We start from the raw sequence: 12,111 nt of genomic DNA on the forward strand, positions 1-12,111 counted from the left end.
TCGCTCTTTCTCCGACGCCTGCGAAGTGAGCTGTCGGGTTCGGGCTGGAGTTGCCCGGCCGCGTCGTGCGGTGCGGCTTCACCCCGAGTCGGGGAGTCCGGTGCGGTCCTGCCACCGTGCCTCCGGCCGACGGAGAAGTGGTTCCCCCGCTCCTGCCCGAACGGCGGTGGGGACGACGGTTCCGGGCTCCGACGGGCAGGATTCGGCGTACCGGAGCGCGGCGCTCGCGTCTGCGAACGTCACGGACACTAGGAGATCGAACGTCAGATCACAAGCGGATCACGAGGATCCACGCGTAGTCTGACGTTCCGTGGCGGCGCGTGCACGCCTGGGACGGCTGGGGCGCGTGGGACGGTTACCCGTGCATTCCCGGTGCAGCGCCTCCAGAAGAGGCTGCCCGGCCGGTACGACGAGGCCGTGCACCCCGCGCTCCGCGGCGGCGGCGAGCGCGGCCTGCCAGGCGTCGGGGTCGGCCGGCGCCGTCACCGGGGTCCACCGCCCGGCGCCCGGCTCCTCGTACCCGGGACCGGCGGGCGCGAGCCGGCGGAAGGCGGGCACCGTCGGGGCCACGGCGACGAGTTCGGCGCACCGCCGGGAGCCGGCGGCGAGCGCGAGCCGGCCGCTGCTGAGCAGCACGACGGTGGCCAGCGCCCGGGCCAGCAGGGCGGCCTGCGGGACGCTGTCGGGCAGCGCGACGACGAGCCTCGCCCGGCTCGTGGCGGTGGCCAGGGCGGCGGCGAGCGCGAGCACGTCGTGTGCCGGGTCCGGACCGCCGTCCAGCCACAGTGCGTCGGCGCCGGCGGAGTCGTACGCCGCGCACTCCGCGAGCCAGTCGGCGGGCTCCTCCGGCAGCCTGGGGAGCAGCACCCCGACACGGACCGCCCGCGCCGTGCCCGTCGTGGCGGCGCGTGGGGACGGGGGTGGAGATGCGCTCATCGTGGGCCTCCCCGGGTGGCTGATGAGAGCCATCGGGGGCATACCGTACGCCGATACGTCGCGGAAGGCAGCGCCGCGTACACCCACGGTTCATGATTCCTGGAATTTCATGTGCCGGGCCGCGCAGCGGCTTTGCGCGGGAGCGGCCCGCGAACGCCGAGGGAGGGGACCCCCCCGGGGTGTCCCCTCCCTCACTGTGCTCCCGGCCGGTGGCCCACGTCAGCGCATGCGGGCCACACCCCCGTTCGCCGGGATGGGCTCGCCGTCCGGCCCGGACGGCGAGTGGACCGGGTGGCACCGCAGTCGGTGTGCGGGCACGGCGCCGGGCGCGGTCACGCCGAGCTCCGCGAGAGCAGGAAGTCCGCTGCGCCCGCCTTGGCGCCCTCGATGAAGGCGTCCATCTCACCGGGGGTGTAGATGAGGGCGGGGCCGTCGGGGTGGGCCGAGTGCCGTACCGCTATCCGGCCGTCCTTGAGTTTCATGGCCTCGACGCAGTTGCCGCCGTTGCCGCCGCTCCACGGCTTGTGCCAGCCCTCGGTGCCGAGGTCCTCGGCCGGCATGCCGTTGTAGATGCGTTCCATTCACAGCTCCTTGCGGAAGTCCCGGAGGACGTCCTTCGTGCGTGGTGCCGTCGCCGCCTGGGCCGCCATGTGGTCCAGGGCGGCGAGGTGTGTGGCCACCTCGTGCCGGCCGTCGAGGTAGACGGCGCCGGTGAGGTACTCGGTGTAGATCATGTCCGGCAGCTCCGGCATGGCGAACCGGAAGAGGACGAAGGGGCTGTACGTGCCCGGGTGGTGCCCGCTGCGGAACTCCGCCATCTGGAGCGTGACGTTGGGCAGCGACGAGAGGTCGAGGAGCCGGTCGACCTGCGCGCGCATCACCGTGCGGTCGCCCACCGGGCGGCGCAGGACCGTTTCGTCGACGACCGCCCAGAAGCGGGGCGCGTCCTCGCGGGTGAGCAGCTCCTGACGCTCCATGCGCAGGGCGACGTGCCGCTCGATGTCCTCGGGCGTGACGCGGCCGAGGGAGCCGACCTGCAGCACGTGCCGCGCGTAGTCCTCGGTCTGCATCAGACCGGGCACGAAGTGCGGCTCGTAGGACCTGATGAGCGACGCCGCGCCCTCCAGGCTCACGTACATGCTGAACCAGTCGGGCAGGATGTCGTGGAAACGCTGCCACCAGCCGGGTTCGTTGGCCTCCTCGGTCAGCGTGACGAAGGCGTCGATCTCCTCCCGGTCGATGCCGTACGCCTGCAGCAGCACCTGCACGTACGGAACCTTCAGCGCGACCTCGGCGGTCTCCATCCGGCGCACCGTGGCCGGGGCGACGCGCAGGGTCCGGGCGGCCTCCTCGCGTTTGAGTCCGGCCCGCTCGCGCAGCTCCTGAAGCCGCTTGCCGAGCACGACCTGCCCCACGGTCGGCGCGGACCGCGGTTCGCTCACGCCACTACCTCCCTGTCGGACTGCCTCCAGCAGTGTGCCACGCCCCCGGGCTTGACGGACACAGTGCAACGGCAACTCTGAAAATTTCACAGTGCGGGTTGCCAAGTGGCCACGGCGGGGCCATAGTTTGGAACGTGAGCCAGTCCACACAGCCGCATCACACGGGGGTCGTGACACAGGACCCCGGCTTGCCGGGGGCCCGTTCGGGGGCCGATGCGGCGAGGTGCGGTTTCGAGGTGCCAGGCAGGGCGGACGCCGTCACGGTGGCCCGCCGCCTGGCCCGCGAGCAACTGCACCGCTGGGGGGTGGAGGGCGAGGTCGGCGACAGCGCCACCCTCGTTCTCTCGGAACTGGTGACCAACGCACTGCTGCATACGGGGAGTCGGCGCATAGGGTGCGAGCTGCACTGCAGCGCCGACCGCCTGCGGCTGGCCGTCACCGACCAGGGTGCCGAGCCGGGAATCCTGCGGGTGCAGCGGTCGTCCGCGGACGAGCAGGGTCGGGGGCTCCTGCTCGTCACCGCGGTGAGCAGTAGCTGGGGGGCGTATGACGCCCGGCCCGGCCCGGGGCTGGTGGTTTGGGCGGAGCTGTTGCGGGAGTCGCCGGCGGCCGGGGGAGCCGTCGCACCGCGCGTTCCGGCCGGCAGCTCCGGGGCCGGCCGGGCGTTCGGCGGACGGGCCGCCGGATGAGGCGCACCGGGCCCGGGAGCCGGCTCCGGCTGGCCGTGCCGGGTGCGGGTGCCGCGCCGCTCGGCTGTGACGCGGTGGGCGTGCCGGAGCGGATCGGGTACGACGTGATGGCCCGGCTGCCCCGCGTCGGCTGCGTCTTCGCCGACGGCAGCCGGTGGTGGTGGATCGTGCCGGCCGGCTCCGGCACCGGTCTGCAGTGGCCGCGGAGCGTGGACTACGCCCCGGGCGCCGCCGTCTCCGAAGCGGCGGCCGGCGGGGGCGGCGCAGTGGCCGTGCCGCGGCTGGTGCACCGGCCGGCGGACGGTGTTCCGTACACGCCGCCGATCCCGCTGTACGTGCTGGTCTGCCGGCGTACGGGTGTCGAGCCGGCCTGGTCCTGCGACGTCGCCCGGGTCGCCGCGGGCCGCAGCGACGCCGCCTGAGCACCCGCGGCGGACCGGCCGGCGGGAACCTCCTTGTTTCGGTTGCGGGGGAGGTGCCCGCGACCGGTCCCGCCGCGGGAACGGAGAAACCGCGGGCCGCGCCACCGCCGTCGGCGGCGCGCGACCCGCGGTCGGTGCCCTTCGGGGCCGGTGTGCCCGCGGGTCAGTGGCCCCGGCCGCGCAGTGCCACCATCGCGTCGTAGCTCGCCTCGGCCGCCCGGATCGAGCCCTGCGGCTCTTCCGGAGCGCGGTCCTGCTCCCAGAGGTACAGCGGCAGCCCCGGCTCCCGCAGCCCGCCGAAGAAGGCGCGGAAGTCCAGCTCGCCCTGGCCGAAGATGACGTCGCGGTACTGGTTCGTCAGCGACGGGTCCCGCACGCCGTCCTTGACGTGGAAGGCGATGTAGCGCTTCGGAGCGGCGTTGACGTAGTCCAGCGGGTCGAACTCGCCGAGCTGGTCGCGGAAGCGGAGTGAGGCGCCGAACGCCCAGCAGATGTCCAGCTCCAGGAAGACGTACCGCGGGTCGGTGCCGCTCAGGAACAGGTCGTGGCGGCGCTTGCCCGGCCGGTCGGTGACCGGGCCGAACTCGTTGGTGTGGTTGTGCTGGTAGACCTTCAGCCCGTAGCTCCGGGCCACCTCGCCGGACTCGTTGAAGCGGTCGGCGCCGGCCTGGATCTCCGCGGCCGTACTGCCGGGGAAGTCGCTGGCGGTGCCGACGTGGCTCATGCCGAGGGCGGCGGCGTTCTCGAACTCCTGCTCGCGGGTGTCGGCGTTGAGCAGCGCGTCGAGCCCGAGGTGCGCGCCGCCTGCGTGCAGGCCGTTGTCGTCGAGCAGCTTGCGCAGCTTGGGGACGGTCATGTCCGGCTCGGCCGGCGAGGTGTAGCCGGCGAACTCGATGTGCTTGTAGCCCATTTGGGCCAGTTCCTCCAGCACCGGTGTGAAGCCGCGCTGCTGGATCTGGTCGCGGACGCTGTAGAGCTGCAGGCCGATACGGCCCCGGGGGATCAGGGCGTGGCGCCCGCGGGCGGCGGCGGGGGCCGCGAGGGCCCCGGCACCCGTGGCGACGGCGGCGGTGCCGGCCGCGGTACCGGCGGCGGCCCGGAGGAATCCACGGCGGTGCAGGCTGGGCTTGCTCATGTGCTCTCTCCTGCGAAGTGTGGGTGTGGACGGGGTGGGAACCGCGGGGTGGCGTACGTGCGCACGCCACCCCGCGCCGTGCCGGAAGGTCAGCCGACGGCCTTCACGACCGCCCGGTCACTGCCCATGAGGCCGCCCGGGTCGGTGTACTCCGCGACGAACACGCCGGTGACGTTGCCCTCGGAGGGGTCGTGGCCCGCGACGGGTTCGGTCTGGATGGTGCCACTGCAGCCCGCCGTCGTGCTCTGCGGGTGTCCGTGGGCGTCGTGGCCCACGATGTAGTGCACCTTGACGTTGCTGCAGTTCACCTCGGCCTCGTCGGCCACCGTGACCTCGAACTCCACCGCGTCGCCGAAGTGGAACTCCTGGCCGTCGACCGGCTTGACCAGGGTCACCTCGGGCGCCTGGTCGCCGACGGTGATGTCGACGTCCTTGTACGCCGACCGTCCCTTGGCGTCGGTGACCTTCAGGGCCGCCTTGAAGGTGCCGTCCTCCTCGTAGGTGTGCGAGGGGTTCGCGTCGGTGGAGTCGGTCCTGCCGTCGCCGTCGAAGTCCCAGGCGTAACGCACCTGGTCCCCGTCGGGGTCGGCGGTGCCGTCGCTGGAGAACTCGACGGTCAGCGGCGCGAGGCCCTTGACCGGGGCGGCGGCCAGCTCTGCCTTCGGCGCGTGGTTGCCGGTGCGGCCGATGTAGTCGATGCGGGAGAGCTGCGCGTCCGGGTTCTCCGAGAAGTAACCGTCGCCGTACTCCAGGACGTAGAGGGCGCCGTCCGGGCCGAACTCCATGTCCATCGGGTTGTCGACGGGCGGATCCCCGACACCCTGGGCGACCGGGTTGACCGCTTCCACGGCGCCGGAGCGGCCGAGCTGGAACTCCCTGATGTAGTCGCGGGACCACTCGGCGAACAGCGGCGTGCCGTCGTAGTACTCCGGCCAGGCCACGTCCTGGTTGCGCATCTCGGTCGGCCGGTTGTACTCGTACGCCGGTCCGGCCATCGGGGCGATGCCGCCGGTGCCCAGGCCCGGGAACTCCGCGGACTCGCCGTAGGAGTACCAGACCTCCGGCTGTTCGACCTCGGGCAGTTCGGTGCGGCCGGTGTTGTGCGGCGAGGCGTTCACCGGCTCGGCGCAGTCGAAGGGCTCGCCGGAGGCACCGGTGGCGAAGTCGTAGTCGGTGTACGGCAGTTCCGCGGTGGCGCAGTACGGCCAGCCGTAGTTGGCGGGCTTGTCGAGCACCAGCCACTTACCGTGCCCGGCGGGGCCGCGGGCGTCGCTGTTCTCGCGGGCGTCGGGGGAGTAGTCGGCGACGTAGACGTCGTCGGTCTGCGGGTCGATCTCCATCCGGTACGGGTTGCGCAGGCCCATGGCGTAGATCTCCGGCCGGGTCTTCTCCGTCCCCGGCTTGAAGAGGTTGCCCTTGGGTATCGCGTACGAGCCGTCGCCGCGGACCTTGATGCGCAGCACCTTGCCCCGCAGGTCGTTGGTGTTCGCGGAGGTCCGCTGGGCGTCGAACGCCGGGTTGCGGTCGTCCCGTTCGTCGATCGGCGCGTAGCCGTCCGACTCGAACGGGTTGGTGTCGTCACCGGTGGTCAGGTACAGGTTGTCCTTGGAGTCGAAGGCGATGTCGCCGCCGACGTGACAGCAGATGCCGCGGTCCACCGGGACCTGCATGATCTTCTGCTCGGTGCTGAGGTCCAGGCTGTCGCCCTTGAGCTTGTACCGGGAGAGCTGCAGGTGGCCCTTGTACGGGTCCCAGTCCTCCTGCGTGCCCTCGAAGGGCGCGTCGCCCTCGTTGACGGGCGTGTCGGGGTCGTCGACCGGGGTGTCCAGCGGCGGCGAGTAATAGAGGTAGACCCACTTGTTCTGGCGGAAGTGCGGGTCGATGGCGACGTTCTGCAGGCCCTCCTCGTCGTGCTGGTACACGTCCAGCTCGGCGGCGAGCTTGTTCACGCCGGTGTCCGGGTCGTTGAGCCAGACCTTGCCGGCGCGGGTGACGTGCAGGACCCGCTTGTCCGGCAGGACGGCAAGGTCGAGCGGCTCTCCCGGCCGGTCGTTGAGAGTGATCTTCTCGAATGCGGAATCCGGTGGCGGTTCCTCGGCGGCGCCCGGCGCCGCGGCGGTCGCGCCGGGCGCGACCAGCAGCGCGGCGCTGACCGCGCCGGCGGCGAACATGGCCAGTCTTCGTAGCATTTCCCCTCCCAGGGGCTCGGACGACAAGGCGGCTGGACACGCTCGTGGGTGGTCGGCCCGTTCGCGCCGTCCTTGATCGGCCCGCGCGCTGCGGCTCGTGCGCGGCTTCAGGTCCCCCCGCCGTCCACGTCCCGACATGTGACGGCGGCCGGTTGGAGATTAGACCTCTTTCGACGCAACGCCAATGCCTACGACCAGATTCAGCGCCACTTTGTCTTTGGAAAGAGCAAACTAGGGCATGGTTTCGGGCGGTTCGGCCCCCCGGGCGGAGGGATCGTCCGGCGGAGCCGCGGGGGTGGCGGAGAGGAGAAGATCGCCAGGAGGTTCAGCCGAGGGGCACGCCGCCGGCGGGAACGTCCGACGCCTCGCGCTGCCGGGGCAGCAGCGCCGGGCCGTCCTGGTGGTGCAGGACGACGTTGCGTACCGGGTGAGCGATCTCGATGCCCTCCTGCCGGTAGCGCAGTTGCAGCCGCTTGATGAACTCGTGCTTGATCCGGAACTGGTCGCTGAACTCCAGGGCGCGCAGCACCACCGAGAAGCCGGCGCGTGAGTCACCGAAGGTGTGGAAGCGGACCACCGGTTCGTACTCGGGCACGCCGCCCTCGACCGCCGACATGACCTCGTGCGCCACCTCCACCGTCACCCGCTCGACCAGGTCGAGGTCGCTGGAGAGCGCCACGCCCGCCTGTACGACGATGGACAACTCCTGTGCCGGGCGGTGGTAGTTCGTCATGATGGTGCTGGCGAGCTTGTCGTTGGGGATGACGACGAGGTTGTCCGACTGGGTGCGGATCACGGTGTTGCGCCAGTTGATGTCGGTGACGTAGCCCTCCTCGGCGCTGCTGAGCCGGATGTAGTCGCCGACCTGGACCGTCTTGGAGGCCAGGATGTGCACCCCGGCGAAGAGGTTGGCCAGCGTGTCCTGCAGCGCCAGCGCGACCGCGAGGCCGCCGACGCCGAGCGCGGTGAGCAGCGGGGCGATCGAGATGCCCAGGGTCTCCAGCAGGATCAGCAGCCCGATCGCCAGCACCGCGATGCGCGTGATGTTCACCAGGATCGTGGCCGAGCCCACGCCCTGCGAGCGGACCCCCATGAGCTGCGCGACCACCCGGGCGGCGGCCACGGTGACCGTCAGGATGAGAACCGCGACGACGATCCGGTCCACGGTGTGCTCGACGGGGCGCTTCAGCGGCAGCGAGGCGGCGGCGATCGAGACGCCGCCGGCCATCGCGCCCCAGGGGATGATCGTGCGCAGCGCGCCGACCAGGATGTCGTCACCGGCCCAACTCGTCCGCGTCGCGCCCCTGCCCAGCCAGCCCAGCAGCACACGCAGCAGCAGGCCGGCGCCGATGCCGCCGAGGATCGCGGAGCCGGCGACGACCAGATCGTGCAGAGTGAGGGCTCGGTTCACCTTGATACCTGTCTTCGTTCGGGAACGGGGGCGTGTCCGGACGCCTGTGCGATCCGGTGCGCCCGCCATCCTGCCGTATCCGGCGGGGGGACCGGCCCCGAGGACGGGGGAACGGAGGACCCGGTCCCGCTTGCCGGTGCGCGGGCCGGCGACGTTGCGGAGGCGGAAGTTCAGGGTCAGCCCTGAGGTACGGCGCTCACCGTGCGGCTACGGTGATCGGTACCGGCTCCGCTCCGCGGCGGGCGCGTGGAGTTGTACGGGGGATGACGGGGGCGCGCGTGGGGGATCGCCGCGGAGCGGCGGCCGGTACCGCGATGCCGCCGCCCCGCTCCGGTGCCTGTCCCCGCGGGCGTTCAGCCGCGCAGAAACGTGAGGACGGCCAGCACCCGGCGGTGCCCCGAGACGTCCGAGTCCAGACCGAGCTTGGTGAAGATGTGCCGTACGTGCGTCTCGACGGTCTTGGCGCCGATCACCAGGCCGCGTGCGATCGCCTCGTTGGACCGCCCCTCCGCCATCAGGGCCAGGACGTCCCGCTCCCGCGCCGTCAGCCCCGCCAGCGGCTCCGCCGCCCGCGGCGCTCGCATGAGGTGCGTGACCACCCGCGGGTCCACGACGCTCCGGCCGGCGGCCACCCTGCGCAGCGCGCCGGCCAGTTCGTCCGCGTCGGCGACCCGCTCCTTGAGCAGATAGCCGAAGCCGCGCGGATCCTCGGCGAGTGCGCGGACGACGGCGCCGGTCTCGACGTACTGCGACAGCAGCAGGACACCCGTGCCCGGGTGCCGTGCGCGGATCGCGGACGCGGCCCGCAACCCCTCGTCGGTGTGCGTGGGCGGCATCCGGATGTCGAGCAGCACGGCGTCCGGGCGATGGTGCCCGACCAGGGCGAGCAGCGGGCCGGCGTCTCCGCAGTGCGCGGGGACCGCGACACCGGCGTCGCCCAGCAGCCGCACGATGCCCTCGCGCAGAAGGGCGGAGTCCTCGGCGACGATCACTCGCACGGCAGCTCCGCGACCACCCGCGTGCCCCCGCCCGGCGGGCTGTGCACGGTGAGCACTCCGCCCACCGCCGAGACCCGGTCGGCCAGCCCGCGCAGTCCGCCGCCGAGGTGGTCGTGGCGGGCGCCGCCGACGCCGTCGTCCACGGCCTCCACCACCAGTCGGCCGTCGCGGTGGCGCGCGCTGACGCTGACGGCCCGGGCGCGGGCGTGCTTGGCCGAGTTCGCCAGCGCCTCGCTGACCGTGAAGTACGCGGTGGCCTCGACGTGCGGCGCGAAGCGCCGGTCCTCCGCGGCCACCACCACCGGCAGCTCCGCCCGCCCGGCCAGCTCCCGCAGCGCGCAGGCCAGGCCCTCGCGGGTCAGTACCGCCGGGTGGAGGCCGTGCGCGAGGCCACGCAGCTCCTCGACGGCCAGCCGCAGGCTCCGCTCCACCTCGCCCACCGACCGGCGCAGCTCCTCGTCGGGGTGGTCCGCCAGGCCCTTCTCCACCCGGCGCAGCGTCATCAGTGCAAAGACCAGCCGGGCCTGTGCCCCGTCGTGCAGGTCCCGCTCCAGGCGCCGGCGCTCGCTGTCCGCCGCCTCGACCACGCGCGCGCCCGCCGCCCGCGCCTCGGCCTGCAGCCAGACGTTCTCCAGCGCGAGGCGCAGCGCGGCGACCGCCGAGCGCAGCAGTTCCTCGTCCTCCGCCACCGCCGGGTCGTGGCGCAGCAGCGCCAGCGGGGCGCCGCCGGCCGCGTCGATCCGGGTGCTGCCCGCCGCCGCCTCCTCGACGGGCTCGCCCGCGGCGTCCAGGTACGCGCCGGCCGCCGGCCGCCATACCCCGAGCCGCAGTCCCGGGTCGCCGAGCACCGGTACGAGCGCCTCGCGCAGCCGGCCCGGATCCGGGTCGCCGCCGACCTCCATCACCAGACCCCCGACCTCCGCGCGCTGCAGCCGCATGCGCAGCAGCCCGACGAGGAAGGCGAGCGGCACGGCGGTCTGGGCCACGTCGGAGAAGACGCCCACGGCGCCTTCGACCGGCTTGCCCGCGGGCACGAGCACCACGAGCACGTCCCACAGCAGGAAGGAGGTGGCGACGACGACGGCGAGCCAGGCGGGCAGCAGCGCCCGGCGGCGGGCGACGGAGGCGCGCCGCCAGCGCCGTACGACCGCCGCCACCACGGCGACCGACACGGCCCAGCCGATGGCGCGGTAGCCGGCGTCGAAGGTGGGGAAGAGGTCGCCCAGCGCGGGCGTGAAGAGCGGGTTGGGACCGCAGTCGCGGCAGGCGAGGTACGAGCCGCCGGGGTGGGCCGCCGGGTCGAACGCCAGGGTGCGCAGCAGGCCACCGGTGGTCACCAGGCCGTAGCCGAGGAGGACCGTCCGGCGGGCCGCGGGGGAGCCGGTGCGGCCGTCGGGGTAGGCGAGGACGAGGTGGGCCAGGACGGCCACGTTCAGGCCCTCCCACCAGGCGCCGGCGGCGAAGAGCGGTGGAACCGTGGTGCCCTGCAGATTGCCGAGGAACCAGGTGACGCCCACGGCGGTCATCAGCGGCCCGGTCGCGTTGGCGGGGCGCCGCCACCAGGCTGCCAGCCCCGCGCCCGCGTAGGCCCAGCCGACGGCGAGGTCGCGCAGGAGGCCGGCGGTGGAGGCGCCGGTCCCGGCGTACGCCCAGGCGCCGACGGCGCCGGAGACGACGGCGGCCACCGCGGCCGCCACCGTCCAGCAGCGCATCACCTGCGTCGGTTCCCGGTTGTGCACGGGCCAACGCTAAGCCATCCGGAGGGGCGGATGCCGCCGTAAGACCGCTGGTCGCAGGCGGCTGCGTGCCTTCTGACCTGCGGCGGGAACCGTGCGCAGGCGGGCCGGGCCAACGGAGGGGTGAACTCCGATCGGAGGTGTGACGGGACAGGAAAGGCCGGGACCCCGTCGGCCGGCGGGGGGAGAGGGTGCCGGACGGCGGGGTCCCGGGGATCACGTGCGTGCGGGGGCGGGCCGCGAGGGGACGGTGCGCGGCTGGCTCAGTAGGCGCCCCAGACGTTGTCGATCGACCCGTAGCGGTCCGCGGCGTAGTTGCACGCGGCGACGATGTTGGCGACGGGGTCGACGATGTTCTTGGTGGTGCCGGCCACGTGGTAGGCGTCGAACGTGGGCGGGATCACCTGCAGCAGGCCCTGCGAAGGTACGCCGTTCACGGCGTTGATGTCCCAGGTGTTGATGGCCTTCGGGTCGCCGCTGGACTCACGCATGATGTTGCGGTGAATGCCGTCATAGGTGCCGGGTATGTTGTGGCGGTCCATGACGTCGAGCGCCTGCTTGATCCACTGGTCCAGGTTCTTGCCCTTCGTCGCGTGCGCGGCGGCCGGCTTCGAGGGCTTGGACGGCTTGGCCGGCTTGGACTCGGCCTTGGCGGGCTTGGAGTCGGCCTTGGCGGGGGAGTGAGCCGGGGCGGAAGCAGGGGCGGAGGCCGAGGCCGAAGCCGGGGCAGTGGTCTGCGGCGCGGCGGCGGCCTGCGGCACGACCGCAACGGTGAGGGCGACGGCCGCGGCGGCCCAGCCGCCTGCGGCCAGGACTCGTCGACGGGCGGCGGCGGGGCGCAGAAGGGTGGGTGCAGACATGTGAGCGTGTCTCTCTTCCGTGTGTCTACGTGGGGGGTGGGTCGCCAGAGTCGGGTAAACCGGGCGACTCGGGAAGTTCTAACGGACACAAACCGGGTATGTCACGCACCCCAGTTACTACCGCTCGTAGTGGGGCAAGGCACTGAAGCCGACCTTCTGCTGAAACATCGGGCCTCCGTGTCGGGGTGAGGTACGACGTTGCTTCGTATGTGACGCACCCCATGTGCCTGAGGTCACGCGCGAGAAGGTATATCTGCTGACAAATCGGACATCTACTGCGCCCCGTCCACGGG

Annotated in this window: 11 protein-coding genes and 1 riboswitch; of the genes, 2 read left to right on the forward strand and 9 right to left on the reverse strand. The window is 72.7% G+C overall.

What is annotated here, in order from left to right; genetic code table 11:
* Positions 1–176: riboswitch (cyclic di-AMP (ydaO/yuaA leader) on the reverse strand.
* 103 nt (positions 177–279) lie between these two features.
* The 3 genes from I003_RS0100665 to I003_RS0100675 all read right to left on the reverse strand — a co-directional run bounded on the left by I003_RS0100665 (position 280) and on the right by I003_RS0100675 (position 2,378).
* On the reverse strand, positions 280–936 hold the full coding sequence (locus I003_RS0100665) for an LLM class flavin-dependent oxidoreductase (RefSeq protein ID WP_027769700.1): 657 nt from the start codon (positions 934–936) through the stop codon (positions 280–282).
* Between the two features lie 332 nt (positions 937–1,268).
* Positions 1,269–1,517 carry a DUF397 domain-containing protein gene (locus tag I003_RS0100670; protein WP_027769701.1) on the reverse strand — a complete coding sequence of 83 codons (249 nt, stop codon included), beginning with the start codon at positions 1,515–1,517 and terminating at the stop codon, positions 1,269–1,271.
* A complete protein-coding gene (locus tag I003_RS0100675) occupies positions 1,518–2,378 on the reverse strand; it encodes a Scr1 family TA system antitoxin-like transcriptional regulator (protein WP_027769702.1) in 861 nt (286 codons plus the stop codon).
* A gap of 236 nt (positions 2,379–2,614) precedes the next feature.
* On the opposite strand from I003_RS0100675, the gene I003_RS31285 reads away from it, so the two are divergent.
* Together I003_RS31285 and I003_RS0100685 are read left to right on the forward strand one after the other, a co-directional pair.
* Positions 2,615–3,067: an ATP-binding protein gene (locus I003_RS31285; protein ID WP_486584031.1), complete on the forward strand. Its 453-nt coding sequence runs from the start codon at positions 2,615–2,617 to the stop codon at positions 3,065–3,067.
* The gene (locus I003_RS0100685) at positions 3,064–3,489 is read left to right on the forward strand and encodes a hypothetical protein (protein ID WP_027769703.1); all 426 of its coding nucleotides are present in this window, start codon (positions 3,064–3,066) and stop codon (positions 3,487–3,489) included. The genes I003_RS31285 and I003_RS0100685 overlap by 4 nt, the downstream gene beginning before the upstream one ends.
* Positions 3,490–3,652: 163 nt before the next feature.
* Here the strand turns inward: I003_RS0100685 and I003_RS0100690 are convergent, their stop codons facing one another.
* From I003_RS0100690 to I003_RS0100715, 6 genes are all read right to left on the reverse strand, one after another.
* On the reverse strand, positions 3,653–4,624 hold the full coding sequence (locus tag I003_RS0100690) for a sugar phosphate isomerase/epimerase family protein (RefSeq protein ID WP_027769704.1): 972 nt from the start codon (positions 4,622–4,624) through the stop codon (positions 3,653–3,655).
* 89 nt (positions 4,625–4,713) lie between these two features.
* A complete protein-coding gene (locus tag I003_RS0100695; protein WP_027769705.1) occupies positions 4,714–6,813 on the reverse strand; it encodes a PQQ-dependent sugar dehydrogenase in 2,100 nt (699 codons plus the stop codon).
* Positions 6,814–7,138: 325 nt separating this feature from the next.
* The gene (locus I003_RS0100700) at positions 7,139–8,224 is read right to left on the reverse strand and encodes a mechanosensitive ion channel family protein (RefSeq protein WP_027769706.1); all 1,086 of its coding nucleotides are present in this window, start codon (positions 8,222–8,224) and stop codon (positions 7,139–7,141) included.
* A 353-nt stretch (positions 8,225–8,577) separates the two neighbouring features.
* On the reverse strand, positions 8,578–9,216 hold the full coding sequence (locus I003_RS0100705) for a response regulator transcription factor (protein ID WP_027769707.1): 639 nt from the start codon (positions 9,214–9,216) through the stop codon (positions 8,578–8,580).
* Positions 9,213–10,961, reverse strand: a complete 1,749-nt coding sequence (locus tag I003_RS0100710) for a sensor histidine kinase (protein WP_486584032.1) — start codon at positions 10,959–10,961, stop codon at positions 9,213–9,215. Before I003_RS0100710 ends, I003_RS0100705 begins: the two co-directional genes overlap by 4 nt.
* A 260-nt stretch (positions 10,962–11,221) precedes the next feature.
* Positions 11,222–11,818: a transglycosylase SLT domain-containing protein gene (locus I003_RS0100715; RefSeq protein ID WP_027769709.1), complete on the reverse strand. Its 597-nt coding sequence runs from the start codon at positions 11,816–11,818 to the stop codon at positions 11,222–11,224.
* Between the last annotated feature and the right edge of the window lie 293 nt (positions 11,819–12,111).

It is taken from the genome of Streptomyces sp. CNQ329, assembly GCF_000482585.1.